The 18,304-nt window shown below is 64.5% G+C and carries 17 protein-coding genes; 7 read left to right on the top strand and 10 right to left on the bottom strand.

Annotated features, from left to right (window positions below; genetic code table 11):
- Positions 1–5: 5 nt before the first annotated feature.
- Both J7548_RS00465 and J7548_RS00460 read right to left on the bottom strand, forming a co-directional pair.
- On the bottom strand, positions 6–281 hold the full coding sequence (locus tag J7548_RS00465; RefSeq protein ID WP_290968841.1) for a hypothetical protein: 276 nt from the start codon (positions 279–281) through the stop codon (positions 6–8).
- 6 nt (positions 282–287) lie between these two features.
- Entirely contained in the window at positions 288–1,055 is a 768-nt protein-coding gene (locus J7548_RS00460) for a sulfite exporter TauE/SafE family protein (protein WP_290968838.1), read from the bottom strand.
- Between the two features lie 138 nt (positions 1,056–1,193).
- On the opposite strand from J7548_RS00460, the gene J7548_RS00455 reads away from it, so the two are divergent.
- A complete protein-coding gene (locus J7548_RS00455; protein ID WP_290968836.1) occupies positions 1,194–2,117 on the top strand; it encodes a LysR substrate-binding domain-containing protein in 924 nt (307 codons plus the stop codon).
- A 46-nt stretch (positions 2,118–2,163) separates the two neighbouring features.
- Here J7548_RS00455 and pgeF read toward each other — a convergent pair whose 3' ends face one another.
- Positions 2,164–2,910 carry a peptidoglycan editing factor PgeF gene (pgeF, locus tag J7548_RS00450; RefSeq protein ID WP_290968833.1) on the bottom strand — a complete coding sequence of 249 codons (747 nt, stop codon included), beginning with the start codon at positions 2,908–2,910 and terminating at the stop codon, positions 2,164–2,166.
- A gap of 9 nt (positions 2,911–2,919) precedes the next feature.
- Positions 2,920–4,041 (bottom strand): RluA family pseudouridine synthase, encoded by a 1,122-nt coding sequence (locus J7548_RS00445; protein ID WP_290968830.1) that lies wholly within the window; start codon positions 4,039–4,041, stop codon positions 2,920–2,922.
- A gap of 117 nt (positions 4,042–4,158) precedes the next feature.
- On the opposite strand from J7548_RS00445, the gene J7548_RS00440 reads away from it, so the two are divergent.
- Entirely contained in the window at positions 4,159–4,959 is an 801-nt protein-coding gene (locus J7548_RS00440) for an outer membrane protein assembly factor BamD (protein ID WP_290968828.1), read from the top strand.
- Between the two features lie 86 nt (positions 4,960–5,045).
- Here the strand turns inward: J7548_RS00440 and yaaA are convergent, their stop codons facing one another.
- Positions 5,046–5,822 (bottom strand): peroxide stress protein YaaA, encoded by a 777-nt coding sequence (gene yaaA / locus J7548_RS00435; protein WP_290968826.1) that lies wholly within the window; start codon positions 5,820–5,822, stop codon positions 5,046–5,048.
- A 245-nt stretch (positions 5,823–6,067) separates the two neighbouring features.
- Between yaaA and J7548_RS00430 the strand changes: the two genes are divergently transcribed.
- The 5 genes from J7548_RS00430 to J7548_RS00410 all read left to right on the top strand — a co-directional run bounded on the left by J7548_RS00430 (position 6,068) and on the right by J7548_RS00410 (position 10,929).
- Positions 6,068–7,777, top strand: a complete 1,710-nt coding sequence (locus tag J7548_RS00430) for a methyl-accepting chemotaxis protein (RefSeq protein WP_290968823.1) — start codon at positions 6,068–6,070, stop codon at positions 7,775–7,777.
- A gap of 243 nt (positions 7,778–8,020) precedes the next feature.
- The gene (locus J7548_RS00425) at positions 8,021–8,308 is read left to right on the top strand and encodes a hypothetical protein (protein ID WP_290968820.1); all 288 of its coding nucleotides are present in this window, start codon (positions 8,021–8,023) and stop codon (positions 8,306–8,308) included.
- A gap of 12 nt (positions 8,309–8,320) precedes the next feature.
- On the top strand, positions 8,321–8,833 hold the full coding sequence (locus J7548_RS00420; RefSeq protein ID WP_290968818.1) for a putative toxin-antitoxin system toxin component, PIN family: 513 nt from the start codon (positions 8,321–8,323) through the stop codon (positions 8,831–8,833).
- An 89-nt stretch (positions 8,834–8,922) separates the two neighbouring features.
- Positions 8,923–10,083 carry a pyridoxal phosphate-dependent aminotransferase gene (locus J7548_RS00415; protein WP_290968817.1) on the top strand — a complete coding sequence of 387 codons (1,161 nt, stop codon included), beginning with the start codon at positions 8,923–8,925 and terminating at the stop codon, positions 10,081–10,083.
- Between the two features lie 153 nt (positions 10,084–10,236).
- Positions 10,237–10,929 carry a glutathione binding-like protein gene (locus tag J7548_RS00410; RefSeq protein WP_290968816.1) on the top strand — a complete coding sequence of 231 codons (693 nt, stop codon included), beginning with the start codon at positions 10,237–10,239 and terminating at the stop codon, positions 10,927–10,929.
- A gap of 6 nt (positions 10,930–10,935) precedes the next feature.
- On the opposite strand, the gene J7548_RS00405 is transcribed toward J7548_RS00410, so the two are convergent.
- The 5 genes from J7548_RS00405 to mfd form a co-directional block, all read right to left on the bottom strand.
- Positions 10,936–12,777 carry a sensor domain-containing diguanylate cyclase gene (locus J7548_RS00405; RefSeq protein ID WP_290968813.1) on the bottom strand — a complete coding sequence of 614 codons (1,842 nt, stop codon included), beginning with the start codon at positions 12,775–12,777 and terminating at the stop codon, positions 10,936–10,938.
- Between the two features lie 237 nt (positions 12,778–13,014).
- Complete coding sequence (locus tag J7548_RS00400; protein ID WP_290968810.1) at positions 13,015–13,470, bottom strand: MaoC family dehydratase; 456 nt, start codon at positions 13,468–13,470, stop codon at positions 13,015–13,017.
- 45 nt (positions 13,471–13,515) lie between these two features.
- Positions 13,516–13,878 carry a hypothetical protein gene (locus J7548_RS00395; protein ID WP_290968807.1) on the bottom strand — a complete coding sequence of 121 codons (363 nt, stop codon included), beginning with the start codon at positions 13,876–13,878 and terminating at the stop codon, positions 13,516–13,518.
- Between the two features lie 33 nt (positions 13,879–13,911).
- The gene (serB, locus tag J7548_RS00390; protein ID WP_290968804.1) at positions 13,912–14,778 is read right to left on the bottom strand and encodes a phosphoserine phosphatase SerB; all 867 of its coding nucleotides are present in this window, start codon (positions 14,776–14,778) and stop codon (positions 13,912–13,914) included.
- 35 nt (positions 14,779–14,813) lie between these two features.
- Positions 14,814–18,254, bottom strand: a complete 3,441-nt coding sequence (gene mfd, locus J7548_RS00385; RefSeq protein WP_290971523.1) for a transcription-repair coupling factor — start codon at positions 18,252–18,254, stop codon at positions 14,814–14,816.
- Positions 18,255–18,304 lie beyond the last annotated feature (50 nt).

Raw genomic sequence — 18,304 nt, 5'->3', positions numbered from 1 at the left:
ATGCATCATTGCCCTGTTGCATGAAGATGCCGCGGGCGCCGCACCGCGATCCGCCGGTAACGCTTCCGCAGCGCGGCCAGCATGTCGCGCAGCACCGCACTCCCGCGCCAGGGCGGCGACACATAGGCCATGCGCAACCGTACCTCCCCGCCACCGCATAATTCGCCATCGAGCATGCCGATCATCCGCTGGCCAAGATAAGCGTAGACATGCACTTCGTCCGGCCGATGGCTGCATGGTCCGTCGATCCTCCAGCCGCAATCGATCACGCCGCCGCGCATTGCCGCTCACCCCGCAACGTGCGATGCCAGATGCAAACCGAGCAGCAGCATCCCGGCGAAGAAATAGCGCCGGAACGTCGGCGCCTTGACCCTGCCGCGCACCCAGGTGCCGATGGCCATGCCCAGCAGGGCCGGCAACAATACCACCGCCGATGCGCCGGCCACGTTGCCGCCCAAGGCCCCGCCCTGCCCCAGATTGATCGCCAGCGCGACAGTGGAGACGGTAAACGACAGGCCCAGCGCCTGGATCAACTGGTCGCGTTCCAGATTCAGCGCCTGCAAGTAAGGCACCGCCGGGATCACGAAGACGCCGGTGGCGGCGGTAATGAGGCCGGTGACAAGGCCGACTATCGGCGACCACCATTTCTCCGCGCGCTCAGGCACCTGAAACTTGAACGATGCCAGGCCCGCCGCCGCATACAGCACCAGCGCCACGCCCAGCGCGACAATGACCCGGCGGCCGCCGTCGGCACCCATGAATCCGCTGCCGGCCAGCGTGCCGGCGACGATCCCGGCCAGCATGGCCCACAGGCGCCGCGCCAGCGCCATGAAGGCCCCGCCCGCCAGCAGTTGCCAGACATTAGTCACCATCGAAGGCACGATCAGCAGCGCGGCGGCCTGGACCGGCGGCATCGCCAGGCTGAGCAAGCCCACCGCGACAGTAGGCAGCCCCAGGCCGATCACGCCCTTGACGAAGCCGGCGAGCAGGAACACCCCGAGGCAAACCGCCAGCACAGTGGAGTTCATGCCCATGAACGAGAGAAAGGATTGCATAGTGAGAAACCGGAAAACAGTGACAAGAGGAATCAGGCAGCTTGCAGTCTGCCAGCCCCGGCGCCGCCTGAAAATGTGGAATACACTTAGCCAGCCTTCGTAATGGACGAAGGCTGAGCCAACCAATGCGATCCCCCGATGAGCAACCGATTCGACCTCTCCGACCTGCGCCTTTTCCTGCACATCGTGGAAAGCGGCAGCATCACCGCCGGCGCGGCCCGGACCCACATGGCGCTGGCATCGGCCAGCGCGCGCATCCGCAACATGGAAGACGCGCTCGGCGCCGCCCTGCTGGAACGCGGCCGGCGCGGCATACGGACCACCGACGCCGGCCGCGCGCTGGCGCACCATGCCCGCATGCTGGGCCAGCAGATGGAGCAGCTGCGCGATGAGCTGGGCCAGTACGCGCAAGGGCTCAAGGGCCGCATCCGGCTGCTGTGCAATACCTCGGCCATGACCGAGTTCCTACCGGAAGTGCTGGCCTCGTTCCTGGCGCGCCATCCGCACACCGATATCGAGCTGGAAGAAAAACTGAGTTATGAAGTGGTGCAGGCCATCGTGGACGGCGTGGCCGACGTCGGCATCATCGCCGACTCGGCCGACAGCGGCCCTTTGCAGACCTTCCCCTTCCGCCAGGACCACCTGGTCGCGGTGCTGGCCAGGAAGCATCCGCTGGCCAGGCGCAAAGCGCTGGCCTTCGGTGAGCTGCTGGATGAGGACTTCGTCGGCCTGTCCGGCGACAGCGCCTTGCAGCAACACCTCGCCGGCCATGCCGCGCGCGCCGGGAAACGCCTGCAGTACCGGGTGCGGCTGCGCAGCTTCGACGGCATCTGCCGCATGGTCGAACAACTGGTCGGCGTGGCGGTGATTCCCGAAACCGCGGCCCAGGCCTGCGCCGCCCATATGGATATCCGCGTGCTGCCGTTGACCGACGCCTGGGCCAGGCGGCAATTGCTGATCTGCGTGCGCGGCCTCGACGGCCTGCCCGGCCACACCCGCGAACTGATCCAGGCCCTGCAGGCGTATGCGCATCGGCCGCCGGCGAGCGGCAAACGCAAATAACAAGGGCAGCCTGTAGCTGCCCTTGTGGTTATTCCCGCGCTGCCCGTTATTTGATCCAGATCAGAGAAGCCATGCGGCCGGTCGCCTTGTCGCGACGGTAGGAATAAAAACGCGTATCGCCGACCGTACACAAGCCGCCGCCGGAAATGTCCGCCACTCCGGCCGCCTGCAAGCGCAGGCGCGCCAGGCGGTAGATATCGGCGAGATATTTGCCCGGCTTGCCAACGACACCGCGGAAGGCGGCGTCGGCTGCGGCGTCGTGCCGCACGAAGACCTCGCGCACCTCGGCGCCGACTTCGAAGCGCTCCGGCCCGATGGCCGGGCCCAGCCAGGCCATCACCTCTTGCGCGCCGCGCGCGCGCATGGCCGCCACGGTATTTTCCAACACGCCGGCCGCCAGCCCGCGCCAGCCGGCATGGGCCGCACCCACCACCGTCCCGGCGCGGTCGCACAACAGCACCGGCAGGCAATCGGCCGTCATCATCACGCACACGGCGCCGGCCGCGGTGCTGACGCAGCCGTCGGCCTGTTCCCCGGGTTGCGCGGTGGCCGCATCCGCCACCGCCGTGCCATGCACCTGCGACAGCCAGGCCGGCTCCCGCGGCAGCAGGCGACGCAGCAAGGCGCGGTTTTTCGCCACCAGCGCGGGATCGTCTTCGACGTGGGCGCCGAGGTTCAGCCCCAGGCCGCCCTCGCCGTCGCCATAAGGATCCGCGCTATAGCCGCCGGCGCGCAGCGTGGTCAACGCGCCGATATTGGCGGGAGCATTCCATTCGGGGATCAGCAGCTCCATGCGCGCACCTCAATACTCGTCATCGTCCGGGTCGCCCGTCACCGGATCCGGCTCGTCGGACATTTCCGGGATCACCGCCAAGGCCGGATCGATGCCGGCGCGCGCCAGCAGCTCGGCGATGTCCTGCGGCAGCGGCGCCGCCCATTGCCGGAACTTGCCCGAAGTCGGATGCACCAGGCCCAGGCGGGCCGCCTGCAGCGCCTGGCGCGGGAATACCTGGACCAGGTGGTGCTTGCCGTACAGCGCATCGCCCACCAGCGGGAAACCCAGCGACTGCAGGTGCACGCGGATCTGGTGCGTGCGCCCGGTCTCCAGGCGGCAGTGCACCAGGCTGACCGGCTTGCTGTCGATCATTCCGGTCGCCAGGCGGCGGTAATGCGTCACCGCCGGCTTGGCGGTCATGCTTTGCGACACCGCCATCTTGATGCGGTCGCGCGGATGGCGCGCCATCCGCGCATCGACGGTGCCCGACAATTGCGGCAGCCCCCACACCAGCGCCAGGTACTGGCGCTTCATGCTGCGCGCCTGCAACTGGCGCACCAGGTCGGTCTGCGCCGCCAGCGTCTTGGCCACCACCATCAGGCCGCTGGTTTCCTTGTCGAGGCGGTGGACGATACCCGCGCGCGGCACGTTGGCCAGCGCCGGGCAATGGTGCAGCAAGCCGTTGAGCAAGGTGCCGCTCCAGTTGCCGGCGGCGGGATGCACCACCAGCCCGGGCGGCTTGTCGAGCACGATGATGGACTTGTCTTCGTGCAAGATGTCCAGCGCCATCGGCTCCGGGCCGTAGGCATGGTCCTGCGGCGCCGATTGCGGCGCCACTTCCACCAGTTCGTCGCCCAGCATGGTCATCTTGCCCTTGGCCGGGGCGCCGTCCACGGTCACGTGGCCGTCTTCGATCCATTGCTGGATGCGGCTGCGCGAAAATTCGGGGATCAGGCCCGAGAGCACCTTGTCCAGGCGCTGGCCGATCGCATCGTCGGTCAGGCGCAGCGAAATGGGCGCAAATTCGGACAACTGCGCGGACGACGACGCATCGGAGGCATCGTCGCCTTCGTCGAATTCATCGTCGGGAAGGTCGATATTGGCAGGCTGTTCGCCATTTGCAATCTGAGGGGGTTTCTTACGTGACATCAGCTATAATCGCCAGATCGGGCGGTTTGTATTTGGGGTAACCATGCAGCCGACTCGGCAAGGCGTTCGCGCCTGACATGCAAAAACGGTAAGCATTCAGACAAGCACACAAGAGTCATGCACAAAATCTTATTGAAGTTCATCACCGTCGGCTTTGCCCTGTCGCTCACGGCTTGCGGTCTGTTGCCGGAGCAAAAGGACGAGACGGTCGGCTGGTCTGCCTCGAAATTATACTCGGAAGCCAAGGACGAACTGAACGCCGGCGGCTACGACAAGGCGATCAAGTATTTCGAAAAGCTGGAATCGCGCTACCCGTTCGGCACCTACGCCCAGCAGGCGCAGATGGACATCGCCTACGCCTACTACCGCCAGAATGACCAGCCGCAGGGCCTGGCCGCGGTGGACCGCTTCATCAAGCTGCACCCGAACCACCCCAACGTCGACTACATGTACTACCTGCGCGGCCTGATCAACTTCAACGACCGCACCAGCATCTTCGACACCTTCACCGACCAGGACAACACCGAGCGCGACCCGAAGGCGATGCGCGACGCGTTCGACTCGTTCAAGCTGCTGGCCGAACGCTTCCCCGACAGCAAGTACACGCCGGACGCCATCCTGCGCATGAAGTACCTGGTCAACGCCATGTCGCAATACGACGTCCACGTGGCCAGCTACTACTACCGCCGCGGCGCCTATGTGTCGGCCGCCAACCGCGCCCAGGCCGCCATCAAGCAATACCCGGACGCGCCGGCCAACGAAGAGGCCCTGTTCATCCTGATGCGCTCCTACGATGCGCTGGGACAAACCAAGCTGCGCGACGATACCGAGCGCGTCATCAAGGCCAACTACCCGAACAGCCCCTACTACACCGGCGGCCCCAAGAAGAAGGACAAGCCCTGGTGGAAGATCTGGTAAGGCCCGGCCTACCCGATGCACCCAACAAAAAGCCTCGCAATGCGAGGCTTTTTTATTTCCCGGATGCAATGCGGCGAATGCGGCGATCAGGCCTCCAGCTTGCGGCGGAACACCCAGGTGCTGTCGCTCGACGCCTCTTCGGCAAAAGCATAGCCTTCCAGGTCGAAGCCCTTGAGCTTCTCCGGCTGGCTGATGTTCTTTTGCGCCGCGTAGCGCGCCATCAGGCCGCGCGCGCGCTTGGCGTAGAACGAGATGATCTTGTACTTGCCGCCCTTCCAGTCCTCGAACACCGGCGAGATCACCTTGGCCTTGAGCAGCTTGGGCTTGACCACCTTGAAATACTCCTCGGAAGCCAGGTTCACCAGCACCGGCGTCTTCTGCGCCTGCAGTTCGGCATTGAGGGCTTCGGTCACTTCGCTGCCCCAGAAGGCGTACAAGTCCTTGCCATGCGGATTGGCCAGCTTGGTGCCCATCTCCAGGCGGTACGGCTGCATCAGGTCCAGCGGGCGCAGCATGCCGTACAGGCCGGACAGGATGCGCACATGGCCCTGCACATAATCGAGCTGCCTGGCGCTGAGCGAATTGGCATCCAGTCCCTCGTACACATCGCCGTTGAACGCCAGCACCGCCTGCTTGGAATTCTTGCCGGTGAACTTGCGCGACCACGCGGCATAGCGGTTCACGTTGAGCACCGCCAGTTGGTCCGAGATGCCCATGAGGCTGCCGACCTGGGCCGGCGAGAGCTTCTTGAGCACCTCGATCAGTTCGGCCGAGCGGGGAATGAAAGCGGGCGTGGTATGGACATCGGTGACGGCGGGCGTATCGTAATCGAGCGACTTGGCGGGAGACAAAACAATCAGCATGGGATTTCATCCAATCAACAGGTTGGCGCAATGATACCCAAAGCTCGTCCATTACGTGCGCCACCATGCGCCGCATCGTCCCCGGCGCGGCCGCGATACCCGAATTTGCCACGCAAAGGCAGCGCTTTTGCGCCCTTTGCCCGGCCATCCGCACTTCTACACTGGGCGGCAGACTGATCCATACAGGACGGGATCGCGCCTGCGCGCTCCCCGGAGACAACCCCATCCGAGGAAGGAAAACGGCCATGAACTGGTTCTATGATCTGCGGATCGCACGCAAGCTGCTCATCACTTTCGCCGCGATCCTGGTGCTGACTGCCATCCAGGGCGTGTTTTCCATCGTGCAACTGTCCAGGGTCAACGATGCCTCGACCAAGATCGCCGACGACTCGCTGCCCAGCGTGCGCTATCCGCTGGAAGCCAAGGTCGCGCTGGCGCGCGTCCGGACGGTCCAGCTCCAGCACCTGCTGCCCGGCAATGAAAGCAATCTCGATGTCAACGAGAAGCTGATCGCCGGCCAGTTCGACGAACTCAGCAAAGCGCTGGAAAAATACTCGGTGCTGCTCGACACCGAAGCGGAGAAAACCAATTTCACCGCCATCAAGACCGATCTCGCGACCTTCACCGGCATCCACCAGACCCTCGCCGCGCGCGTCAGGGAACAAAAGATCGACGAAGCGCGCGACATCCTGCTCAACCAGCTCACGCCGGTCTACCTGCGCCTGTTCGGCACCCTGGACAAGGTGGTGAAGATCAATGTCGACGCCGCCGACGCCACCAACAACGACGCCCAGGCCCGCTACGAGAGCTCCCGCACCATGATCGTCGTCCTGCTGGCCTGCTGTATCGGCCTGGGCCTGCTGCTGGCGACCTGGGTCGCGCGCATCGTATCGCGCCCGCTGCAGGATGCGATGCATGTCGCCGAGCGCGTGGCCGAGGGCGACCTGACCGTCGACATCAAACCCGCCAGCCGCGACGAAACCGGCCGCCTGATGCTCTCGCTCAAGGCCATGAACGACAGCCTGCTGCGCATCGTCAGCCAGGTGCGCCAGGGCACCGACACCATCAACACCGCCTCGCGCGAAATCGCCACCGGCAACCTCGACCTGTCATCGCGCACGGAAGAGCAGGCCAGCTCGCTGGAAGAAACCGCCTCGGCGATGGAAGAACTGACCTCCACCGTGAAACAGAACGCCGACAACGCGCGCCAGGCCAACCAGTTGGCCAACTCGGCCTCCGACGTGGCGGTCCAGGGCGGCGGCGTGGTCGGCCAGGTGGTGGAGACCATGGGCTCCATCAACGAATCGTCCAGAAAGATCGTCGACATCATCAGCGTGATCGACGGCATCGCGTTCCAGACCAACATCCTGGCGCTGAACGCGGCGGTGGAAGCGGCGCGCGCCGGCGAACAGGGCCGCGGCTTCGCCGTGGTGGCTTCCGAAGTGCGCTCGTTGGCGCAGCGTTCGGCCTCGGCAGCCAAGGAGATCAAGGCGCTCATCGACGACTCCGTGGCCAAGGTCGACACCGGCAGCAAGCTGGTCGAACAGGCCGGCACCACCATGACCGAAGTGGTCGCCAGCGTGAAGCGCGTGACCGACATCGTGGCCGAGATCAGTTCGGCCAGCCAGGAACAGAGCGACGGCATCGAACAGGTCAACCTTGCCATCACCCAGATGGACGAAGTCACGCAGCAAAACGCCGCGCTGGTCGAACAAGCGGCAGCCGCCGCCGGTTCCCTGCAGGAGCAGGCAGGAAAATTGGCGGAACTGGTCAGCGTCTTCAAGCTGGACCGCCCGCACGCCGCGGCAAACGCGGCCCCGGCGCAACTGGCGGCAGCCAGGCCGGCCATCCAGCCGCCTGCCGCCCGCCCAGTCAGCGCCAAACCCGCCCTGCCCGCGAAAAAAGCCGACGCCAAACCCATGCCCTCCGGCGACGACGACTGGGAACAGTTCTGAGGGCCGGTTTCGTCCCGCTCACTACCCGGCAGCCTCGTTCGCGAGGCTGTTTTTTTCCGGCGGCGCGGTATTCAAGTCCGCCGCGCGAATTGCCGTTAATCAATACAAGCAGCAGGCCGGACCGGGCGGGACTTGCATCTGCTTTGCGGTCGCCGCATGAAACGACTACATTGATAGTGACACATTGACAAAAGCCCGATCGCCCCGATTGCGGCAGCCACGCCGAGAGGCAAGGAGCAGACCATGAAACGCGACAAGGCCCTGATGGCCGAGATCCTCACCACCCTGGCTTCGTTCGGAACCACCTATGGCGACGTGGAAAAGATCCAGGGGGAATTGTCGGTCAAGCACCAGGCGCCGGAAGTGATCCTGCACCACTTGCGCCTGCTGCACGACCGCGGCCTGGTAGCGGTGGACATGCACAATTTCTGGCGCGTCACCGACCAGGGGTATGATGTGCTCGAAGCCGGCGGCAACCTGCTGCAAGCGCATGACATGCCGCCTGAAGCCAACCAGGGCATCGACAACTAGACTGATGATTCAATGAGCATTCCGGCAATACCCGTTCCTACCGCATCCCCCGCACCGACCTCTTCCGAACCAGCCGCCGGCGAACGCCAGCGGCTGGTGCTGGACACCAACGTCTGCCTCGACCTGTTCGTGTTCCGCGACCCGCGCTGGAACGCCCTGCTGCAAGCGCTGCGGGACGGCAGCGTGCAAGCCTATACCCGCGAAGACTGCCGCAACGAATGGCTGGCGGTACTCGACTATCCGCACCTGCCGGTCACGCCGGCCGACAAGCCGGCCATCTGCGCCGAATTCGACCGCCTGCTGCACTGCCTGCCGCTGGCCGAAGTCAACACCTTCGGCCTGCCGCTGTGCACCGACAAGGACGACCAGAAATTCCTGGAGCTGGCCCTGCAATGCCGGGCGCACGTCCTGGTCAGCAAGGACAAGGCGGTATTGAAGCTGGCGAAGAAGACCCTGCGCAAAGGCATGTTCGCCATCGTGCCGCCGCAGCACTGGCGGCCGGACGCATTCGCCTTTTCGTCCTGATCGCCCTGATGCGGCGCAAAAATGCCTGATGGCGATTCCGGCTAAAATAGCCGACTTGCGAAAACACTTGAGGATCGGTTCCCGCAGCAATGAGCACCCCAGCCAACATCGTCACCAAACTGCCCAAGGTCGGCACTACCATTTTCACCGTCATGTCCGCGCTGGCCAGCGAAAAAGGCGCGGTCAACCTGGGCCAGGGATTCCCCGACTTCAACTGCGACCCCGCGCTGGTGCAGGCAGTCACCAACGCCATGCAGGACGGCCTGAACCAATACCCGCCGATGGCCGGCGTGCAGGTCCTGCGCGAAGCCATCGCCGACAAGGTCGAAAAGCTGTACGGCCGCCGCTACGATCCGGCCAGCGAAATCACCGTCACCGCCGGCGCCACCCAGGGCATCCTGACCTCGGTGCTGTGCGCGGTGCATGCCGGCGACGAGGTGATCGTCATCGAGCCGGCCTACGACTGCTACGTGCCCGCCATCGAACTGGCCGGCGGCATCCCGGTCTTCGTGCAAATGGAAGTCGGCGTGCACGGCTACAGCATCCCCTGGGACAAGGTGAAGGCCGCCGTCACGCCCAAGACCCGCATGATCATGGTCAACACCCCGCACAACCCGACCGGCAGCGTCCTGAAAGCGGCCGACGTGCAGGCGCTGGCCGACATCGTGCGCGGCACCGACATCCTGGTCCTGTCCGACGAAGTGTACGAACACATGGTCTACGACGGCCGCCCGCACGAGTCGCTGGCGCGCCATCCGGAACTGTCGCAGCGCACCTTCATCAACTCCAGCTTCGGCAAGACCTACCACGTCACCGGCTGGAAGGTCGGTTTCGTGGCCGCGCCGGCCGCCATGACGGCGGAGTTCCGCAAGGTGCACCAGTTCAACGTGTTCACCGTCAACACGCCGGTGCAATACGGCCTGGCCGCCTACATGAAGGATCCGGCGCCCTACCTCGACCTGCCGGCCTTCTACCAGCACAAGCGCGACCTGTTCCGCGACGGCCTCAAGAACACCCGTTTCGAACTGCTGCCGTCCGAAGGCACCTACTTCCAGTGCGTGAAGTACGGCGCCATCTCCGACCTTTCCGAAGCCGAGTTCTGCAAGTGGCTGACCACCGAGATCGGCGTGGCGGCGATCCCCGTCTCGGCCTTCTACAACACGCCGAAGGAGTCGGGCATCGTGCGCTTCTGCTTTGCCAAGAAGGATGAGACGCTGCGCCTGGCGCTGGACCGCCTGGCCAAGCTCTGACCCGTCCCCCTCCCTCGCCCGGATACTCCGGGCGAGGCACCCCGCCTTCCCCCGCCTCCTGCAGCCGTATCCGCCTTCCGCTACACTAGCCTGGCGAAAAACGCAGCACTCCCTGGCTGCCACCGAATCAACCGGATAACGACAAGGACACCCATGATCGACGTCTATAGCTGGGCCACGCCCAACGGCCACAAGGTTCACATCATGCTGGAGGAATGCGGCCTGCCCTACACCGCGCACGCCATCGATATCGGCGCCGGCGACCAGTTCGCGCCGGACTTCCTGAAGATCTCCCCGAACAACAAGATCCCCGCCATCACCGATCCCGACGGCCCGGACGGCAAGCCGATCTCGCTGTTCGAGTCGGGCGCGATCCTGATCTACCTGGCGGGCAAGACCGGCCGCTTCCTCGGCAATACCGTCCGCGAGAAATATGAAGTGCTGCAATGGGTGATGTTCCAGATGGGCGGCCTGGGGCCGATGCTGGGCCAGGCGCACCACTTCCGTCTGTATGCCCCGGAACAGATCGAGTACGCCGTCAACCGCTACAGCAACGAAGCCCGTCGCCTGTACCAGGTGATGGACAAGCAGCTCGGCCGCCACGCCTACCTGGCCGGAGACGAATACACCATCGCCGACATCGCCTGCTTCCCCTGGACCCGCTCGCACAAGAACCAGGGCATCGACCTGGCCGACTTCCCCAACGTCAAGCGCTGGTTCGACGCCATCGGCGCGCGCCCGGCGGTGCAACGCGGCGTGGCGGTACTGGCCGACAAGCGCAAGCCGCTGACCGACGACAAGGCCAAGGATCTGCTGTTCGGCAAAGGCCAGTACCAGAAGCGCTGAGCGGCTTCAATCCCGTTCTTGTACGGGCGCGATCTCGAAACGGTTGCGCCCGCTTTCCTTGGCGCGGTAGAGCGCTTCGTCGCTTTGCCGCAGCGCCGTCTCAGGGCATTCGCAATCGGGAAGGATGATGGCGATGCCGATGCTCAGCGTCACCAGGATGGTTTGCCCGCCCACTACCAGCGGCTGGGCGGCAAAGCTGCGCTGCAGGCGCTCGGCGAAGACGGCGGCGACCTGCGCATCGGCATCGGCCAGGATCACCGCGAACTCCTCCCCGCCGAAACGCCCTACCGTATCGCTCTTGCGCAACTGCGCCTTGAGCACGTCGGCAAAATTCTTCAGTACCTGGTCGCCGACCGCGTGGCCGTAGGTGTCGTTGACGGCCTTGAAGTGGTCCAGGTCGCACATCAGCAAAGCGGCGCGGCCATCGCTGCTGCGCTGAATGCGGCCATGCTCCTCCTCCAGCCGCTTCATGAAATAGCGGCGGTTGGGCACCTGGGTCAGGAAGTCGGTCAGCGCGAACTCCTGCAGCTCCAGTTCGATCGCCTTGCTTTCGCTGACATCGCTGATGAAACCGTGCCACAGCATGCTGCCGTCGGCCAGCCAGCGCGGCTTGGCGTGGCCGCGCAGCCAGCGCACGCCCTGACCGGCCCCGGGCGGCGTCACACGGTATTCGAGGCGCCAGTGCCCGGCGCCGCCGGCGATGGCGCGCAGCGAAGACTGGTAAACCGGGAGATCTTCCGGATGCAGGATGGCCTCGACCATCGCGGCATCGGCCAGCAGCTGTTCCGGCGTGAACCCATAGATCTCGCGCACGCCTTCGCTGACATAGGTGAAATAGCCCGCCTTTCCCGGTGGGATGCGGTACTGGAAAGCCATCCCCGGGATTTCGTTGGTCAGGTCGGCCAGCAATTGCCCGCTTTTGCGCAACTTCTCGGTGAGCTGCTTGAGTTCGGTGATGTCGGTGGTGGTGCCGATCATGCGCAAGGCATTGCCCTGGGCATCGCGCGCCACCACTTTGCCGCGGCTGCAGATCCACTTGTAGCTGTTATCGCGGCACAGGATCCGGTGCTCCACGACATAGGTATCGGATTGCGCGGCGAAGTGGCGCTGGATGGTCTCTTTCACATACGGCAAATCTTCCGGATGCACCCGCTTGTAGGCGTCTTCGATATGGTTGGAGAGCTCCCAGTCCTCATACCCGAGGATCGCCTTCCAGCCGCGCGAATAATAAATCTCCCCGGTGACCGCGTTGCGGTCCCAGATGCCGGTGCCGCTGCCTTCGATCGCCAGCGCCATGCGCTCGTCGCCGGGCCCGGCCGACTCTATCGGCGGCCGGATATGCGCCGGCGCCATCGAGCGCTCGATGGACAGCATCGCCATCGATACCGCCGCCCCCACCGTCTGCCGGTAAGGCATCTCGTCGTATCGCGGATCGGCCGGCGCGCCGGACTGTCCGCACACCACCAGGATGCCGGCAACCTCCCCGGCGAAGGAGCGCAGCGGCAGCATCTCCAATATCTCGACGCAATGCTCGACGGCGCTGTCCTGGAAGCGTTGCCAGAATTGAGGGGTGTCGGGTTCCCGCACATCGAGCGCCTCGATCTGCCGCAGATGGTCCGGCAACATGCCCGGCGCGGCGCCGATGCGCAAGCGGCGCTGCGCCGCATCAAACAGGAAAATGCCCAGCGAACGCCCAGGGTAGGCTTGGGAAAAGCCGCGGGCGATACGGTCGAGAAGATGGTCTAGCGGCGCCCCACGGGCGATATAGGAAAGGGTCTCATTGTTGAATGCGAGCGCCTTCCGGTGGAAACCTGTTTCGGCTTGCTGTTCTTGGCAGTCGGACGTCATGGGCGATTCTTGTGCAAACAATGCGGCGACAACAAACTGCCACGAGATCGTTCAGTACGGCGCTACTTTCCGGCAACGCCGGATGCACTCACCTTAGCATCATCCCAACAGGACTTGAAAGAAAATCATCCCCGCCGTCCATCCGGCTGCAATCCGATGTTGTACATCAACAAATCGGCGGCCGCCGGCGTGATCTTTTGCGAGTTTATCCGCGGCAACCGGCAAGGCCGGGCCGCATCAATAACGCCGGACCAGGAACTGCGCCACGCAGACCGGCTTTTCCGAACCCTCGCATTCGACGGTGATTTCCCAGGCCAGCTGGGCGCCGCCTGGAATATCCTCGACCGTTTCCAGTACGATGATGCCGCGCACCCGGCGCCCCACCGGCAAAGGCGCCGGAAAGCGCACGCGGTTCAGGCCGTAGTTGAGCAGCATCCTGACGTCCGGCCCCAGGCTGATGGCTTCGCCCAGCATGCGCGGCAACAGGCCCAGGGTAAAGAAGCCGTGCGCCACGGTGCCGCCGGAGGGCAATTCGCGCGCCGCGCGCTCGACGTCGACGTGGATCCATTGGTGGTCGCCGGTGGCGTCGGCGAAGCGGTTCACCTGTTCCTGCGTCACTTCGATCCAGTCGCTGACGGCCACTTCCTGGCCGGCTAGCGATTTCAGTTCTTCCAGTGTGGCGATTTCACGCATGTGGCTCCCCTATCCTTATTTTCGTTGTTCCAACAAGTGAAACGCTCAGACCGGCATCGGCTTGTTGTCGAGCAGGTCGAGAAAGCCCTTGATCAGCCGGTACGCCTTCCAGATCCAGGCCAGCGTCCAGATCAGGATCGCCAGCGGGATGCCGACCACCGTGATCCAGACCAGGCCGCCGGCGAACATCCAGAACAGGTACCACCAGAACGAACGGATCTGCCAGCGGTGGTGGCTGTAGACAAAGGTATCCTGCGCGTCGCCGCGCTTGAGATAGTTGACGATCAGCGGCAGCCACGACAGCATGCCCAGCGAAAACGCCAGGCACAGGCCATGGAAAATATAGAGCCACCAGGCCAGATCCTTGGCCGATTGCGTATTGCCGTCCAATACCAGTTCCTGCGTCATCGCGTCTCCCATCGATAGGTAGGTGGCGGGCGCTCAGCCCAACAGGTTCAAGATGCCATCCAGGCCGACGAAATTCAAGCCCACGTCCGCCTGCGCGCGCACCACCGGCTTGGCGCGGAAGGCCACCGACAAGCCGGAAATGCCCATCATCTTCAAGTCGTTGGCGCCATCGCCCATGACGATGGCCTGCGCCGGTTCGGCGCCGATCTCGCGGCACACGCGCTCGACCGTAGCGCGCTTTTCCTCGGCGTTGACGATGCCGCCCACCACGCGGCCGGTCAGCTTGCCGTCGACGATCTCGAGCGTATTGGAATGGGTGTAATCCAGGCCCAGGCGAGTTTTCATGCGGTCGGTGAAGAAGGTGAAGCCGCCCGACACCAGCAGCGTCTTCAAGCCCGCGGCCTGGATAGTCCTGAGCATGTTTTCCGCGCCCGGCGACAGCTTCAGGCGCTCATCGTAGACGCGCTGCAAGGCCGCCGCATCGAGTCCCTTCAGCAGAGCCACGCGGCGCGTCAGGCTTTCGTTGAATTCGATCTCGCCGCGCATGGCGGCTTCGGTGATCTCGGCCACCTGCGGCTTCAGGCCCTGCATGTCGGCGATCTCGTCGATGCATTCGATGGTGATCAGGGTGGAATCCATGTCCATCGCCACCAGCCTGAAATCGGCCAGCTTGCGCGCCGGATCGAGGAAGGCGTAGTCCAGCTTCGCCGCCAGGCAGGCAGCGTCGACCTTGGCCTTGAGTTCATCGCTGAACGTCACGCCGGCCACGCGCCAGGCATCGGCATCGGGCACGCGGGCATCCGCCAGCTTGTCGGCCTTGCCGCCGGCCAGCGCGGCGATGGCGTCGATCCCGGACTGGGCGACGGCGGTGCTTTTCAGGGCTTGCAGGATCAGGTTCATGTTGTCTTGGTTTATCAGTACGTATTGAAAAAGGTTCAGGCGCCCAGCGCCTTCATGATCGCCTTGACCTGCTGCACGCGGGCGTTGAGGTCAGGCATGGTGGCGGTGATGCGCAGCTTGTCCTGGCCGTTCAGCTTGACCTGGCGGTTCTTCTGCACCAGTTCGATGATGCGCATGGCGTCGATCGGCGGATTGGGCACGAACTGCAGCAAGGCCGCCTCGGAATGCGCATCGATCTTGACGATGCCCAGCGGCTTGGCGGCGATGCGCAGGCGATGCGTCTCGATCAGCGAGCGCGCCGGATCGGGCAGCTTGCCGAAGCGGTCGATCAATTCTTCCTGCAGGTCGTCGATGGCGTCCGCCTTCTCGCAGTTGGCGAAGCGCTTGTACAGCGACAGGCGCTCGTGCACGTCGCCGCAATAATCGTTGGGCAGCAAGGCCGGCACGTGCAGGTTGATCTCGGTGGTGGACGACAGCGGCGCGGCCAGGTCCGGCTCCTTGCCGTTCTTCAGCGCCCTCACGGCTTCGTTCAACATGTCGGAATACATCTGGAAACCGATCTCGTGGATCTCGCCCGACTGGTTGTCGCCCAGCACCTCGCCGGCGCCGCGGATTTCCAGGTCGTGCATGGCCAGGTAGAAGCCGCTGCCCAGTTCCTCCATCTGCTGGATCGCCTCCAGCCGGCGCTGCGCCTGCTTGGTCAGGCCCTGCACATCCTGCACCAGCAGGTAGGCATAGGCCTGGTGGTGCGAACGGCCGACGCGGCCGCGCAGCTGGTGCAATTGCGCCAGGCCGAACTTGTCGGCGCGATGCATGATGATGGTGTTGGCGGTCGGCACGTCGATGCCGGTTTCGATGATGGTGGTGCACAGCAGGATGTTGAAGCGCTGCGCCACGAAGTCGCGCATCACCTTTTCCAGGTCGCGCTCGTGCATCTGACCGTGCGCCACGCCGATACGCGCTTCCGGCAGCAGCGCTTCGAGCATGGCGCGGCGGTTGGCGATGGTTTCCACTTCGTTGTGCAGGAAGTACACCTGGCCGCCGCGTTTCAGTTCGCGCAGGCAGGCTTCGCGTATCGTCGATTCGCTCTCGCCGCGCACGAAGGTCTTGATCGCCAGGCGCTTTTGCGGCGCGGTGGCGATCACCGAGAAATCGCGCAAGCCTTCCAACGCCATGCCCAGCGTGCGCGGGATCGGCGTGGCGGTCAGCGTCAGCACGTCGACCTCGGCGCGCAGCGACTTCAAGGCCTCTTTCTGGCGCACGCCGAAACGGTGTTCCTCGTCGATGATGACCAGCCCCAGGCGCGAGAATTTCACTTCATCCGACAGCAGCTTGTGGGTGCCGATAACGATATCGACGGTGCCGTCGCCCATGCCCTTGATCGCCTGCGTGACTTCCTTGCCGGTACGGAAGCGCGACAGCTCGGCGATCTTCACCGGCCAGTTGGCGAAGCGGTCGGCGAAGGTCTGCGCGTGCTGCTCCGCCAGCAAGGTGGTGGGCGCCAGGATGGCCACCTGCTTGCCGCCCATCACGGCGACGAAGGCGGCGCGCAAGGCCACCTCGGTCTTGCCGAAACCAACGTCGCCGCAGATCAGGCGATCCATCGGACGGCCAGAGGTCATGTCCTGGATCACCGCATTGATGGCGGCGGCCTGGTCGGCGGTCTCTTCAAACCCGAAACTGTCGGCGAAGGCTTCGTAGTCATGCGCGGAATACTGGAAGGCGTGGCCCTGGCGCAGCGCGCGGCGCGCGTACAGGTTGAGCAGTTCGGCGGCGGTGTCGCGCACCTGCTGGGCGGCCTTGCGCTTGGCCTTTTCCCACTGGCCGGAACCGAGCGCGTGCAGCGGCGCGTCTTCCGGCGAAGCGCCGGAGTAGCGCGAGATCACGTGCAGTTGCGAGACCGGCACGTAGAGCTTGCTCTCCTTGGCGTATTCCAGGTGCAGGAATTCGGTTTCGCCCTCGCCCAGGTCCATGCTGATCAGGCCCATGTAGCGGCCGATGCCGTGGTTGGAGTGCACCACCGGATCGCCGATCTTCAGCTCCGACAGGTCGCGCACCATGTATTCGACTTCGGTGGCGGCCTGCTGCTTGCGGCTGCCGGCGCGGCGGCCGGTGCCGGCGTACAGTTCGGTTTCGGTGATGAACACCAGTTCCGGGTGCTGCAGCGCGAAACCGGCATACAGCGGCGCCACGCCCAGCATCAGTTGCTCGCCGCTGGCAAGGAATCCTTGCCAGTCGTCGCACAGCACAGGATGCAGGTCGTATTCGCCGAAATACTGCTGCAGCGTTTCGCGGCGGCCGTTGGACTCGGCGCAGATCAGCACGCGCTTGTCAGTCTGCAGCAGGAAGGCGCGCAGGTTGGTCAGAGGGTCTTCGATGCGGCGGTTGACGGCGATGTTGGGCAGCGGCGCCGACAGTTCGGACGGCGCATCATCTCCCTTCAACACCCAACGCGCATGAGGCTTCAACAGCGTGAAGAAATCCTCGTCGTCGAGGTAGATCGCACTGGGTTCCAGCACCGGGCGTTCGCGGTCGGCGCTCAGGAATTTCCAGCGCGACTGGGTATCGCTCCAGAAACGCTTGATCGCTTGCTCGATGTCGCCCACGGTGGCGAACATCGCGCTCTCGGGCAGGTACTGAAACAGCGTCGCGGTCTGTTCGAAGAACAGCGGCAGGTAATACTCGATACCGGCCGAGGCGATGCCGTTGCCGATGTCCTTGTAGATCGCCGAGCGCGACGGGTCGCCTTCGAACACCTCGCGCCAGCGATTGCGGAAGGCCAGCCGCGCGGCCTCGTCCATCGGGAATTCGCGGCCCGGCAGCAGGCGCACTTCCGGCACCGGGTACAGCGAGCGCTGGGTATCGGCGTCGAAGGTGCGGATGGTTTCCACCGTGTCGCCGAACAGGTCGAGGCGGTACGGCACCACCGAACCCATCGGGAAGATGTCGATCAGGCCGCCGCGCACCGAGTATTCGCCGGGCGACATCACCTGCCCCACGTGGCTGTAGCCGGCCAGGGTCAGTTGCGACTTCAGGCGCCCCTCGTCGAGCTTTTCGCCCTTCTTGAAGAAGAAAGTGTAGGCCGCCAGGAATTCCGGCGGCGCCATGCGCAGCAAGGCGGTGGTGGCCGGCACGATCAGCAGGTCGCATTGCCCGCTTTGCACTTCATACAAGGTCGCCAGGCGCTCGGACACCAGGTCCTGGTGCGGCGAGAAGGCATCGTACGGCAGGGTTTCCCAGTCGGGCAGGAGGTGGCAGCGCAGCTTCTCGCCGGATTGCGGCTGGAACCAGGGAATTTCGGCCAGCAAGCGCTGGGCATCGGTGGCGCCGGCCACAATCACGGCCAGCATGCGGCCTTGCGCCTTGAGCTCCAGCGCCGCTTGCGCCAGCAGCCAGGCATCGGCCGAACCGTGCACCGCCGGCGGGACAAAACGCACACCGGGCTTGGGAAGGGATTTTTTCAGGTCGAAGGACATCGGATGTTGGGAAGGCGGCATGGCAGGCAAATCGGCGCCGCTAGCCTGGA

The sequence above is a fragment of the Herbaspirillum sp. genome (assembly GCF_017744395.1).
Classification (GTDB): domain Bacteria; phylum Pseudomonadota; class Gammaproteobacteria; order Burkholderiales; family Burkholderiaceae_D; genus Herbaspirillum.
Note: the sequence above shows the minus strand (reverse complement) of the source record. Positions and strands in the feature narration are given on the sequence as shown.

What these genes read in the sequence shown, in the direction of transcription:
- J7548_RS00465 (WP_290968841.1), bottom strand. Translation starts at nt 281, where the DNA reads ATGCGCGGCGGCGTGATCGATTGCGGCTGGAGGATCGACGGACCATGC.
- J7548_RS00460 (WP_290968838.1), bottom strand. Translation starts at nt 1,055, where the DNA reads ATGCAATCCTTTCTCTCGTTCATGGGCATGAACTCCACTGTGCTGGCG.
- J7548_RS00455 (WP_290968836.1), top strand. Translation starts at nt 1,194, where the DNA reads ATGAGCAACCGATTCGACCTCTCCGACCTGCGCCTTTTCCTGCACATC.
- pgeF (WP_290968833.1), bottom strand. Translation starts at nt 2,910, where the DNA reads ATGGAGCTGCTGATCCCCGAATGGAATGCTCCCGCCAATATCGGCGCG.
- J7548_RS00445 (WP_290968830.1), bottom strand. Translation starts at nt 4,041, where the DNA reads ATGTCACGTAAGAAACCCCCTCAGATTGCAAATGGCGAACAGCCTGCC.
- J7548_RS00440 (WP_290968828.1), top strand. Translation starts at nt 4,159, where the DNA reads ATGCACAAAATCTTATTGAAGTTCATCACCGTCGGCTTTGCCCTGTCG.
- yaaA (WP_290968826.1), bottom strand. Translation starts at nt 5,822, where the DNA reads ATGCTGATTGTTTTGTCTCCCGCCAAGTCGCTCGATTACGATACGCCC.
- J7548_RS00430 (WP_290968823.1), top strand. Translation starts at nt 6,068, where the DNA reads ATGAACTGGTTCTATGATCTGCGGATCGCACGCAAGCTGCTCATCACT.
- J7548_RS00425 (WP_290968820.1), top strand. Translation starts at nt 8,021, where the DNA reads ATGAAACGCGACAAGGCCCTGATGGCCGAGATCCTCACCACCCTGGCT.
- J7548_RS00420 (WP_290968818.1), top strand. Translation starts at nt 8,321, where the DNA reads ATGAGCATTCCGGCAATACCCGTTCCTACCGCATCCCCCGCACCGACC.
- J7548_RS00415 (WP_290968817.1), top strand. Translation starts at nt 8,923, where the DNA reads ATGAGCACCCCAGCCAACATCGTCACCAAACTGCCCAAGGTCGGCACT.
- J7548_RS00410 (WP_290968816.1), top strand. Translation starts at nt 10,237, where the DNA reads ATGATCGACGTCTATAGCTGGGCCACGCCCAACGGCCACAAGGTTCAC.
- J7548_RS00405 (WP_290968813.1), bottom strand. Translation starts at nt 12,777, where the DNA reads ATGACGTCCGACTGCCAAGAACAGCAAGCCGAAACAGGTTTCCACCGG.
- J7548_RS00400 (WP_290968810.1), bottom strand. Translation starts at nt 13,470, where the DNA reads ATGCGTGAAATCGCCACACTGGAAGAACTGAAATCGCTAGCCGGCCAG.
- J7548_RS00395 (WP_290968807.1), bottom strand. Translation starts at nt 13,878, where the DNA reads ATGACGCAGGAACTGGTATTGGACGGCAATACGCAATCGGCCAAGGAT.
- serB (WP_290968804.1), bottom strand. Translation starts at nt 14,778, where the DNA reads ATGAACCTGATCCTGCAAGCCCTGAAAAGCACCGCCGTCGCCCAGTCC.
- mfd (WP_290971523.1), bottom strand. Translation starts at nt 18,254, where the DNA reads ATGTCCTTCGACCTGAAAAAATCCCTTCCCAAGCCCGGTGTGCGTTTT.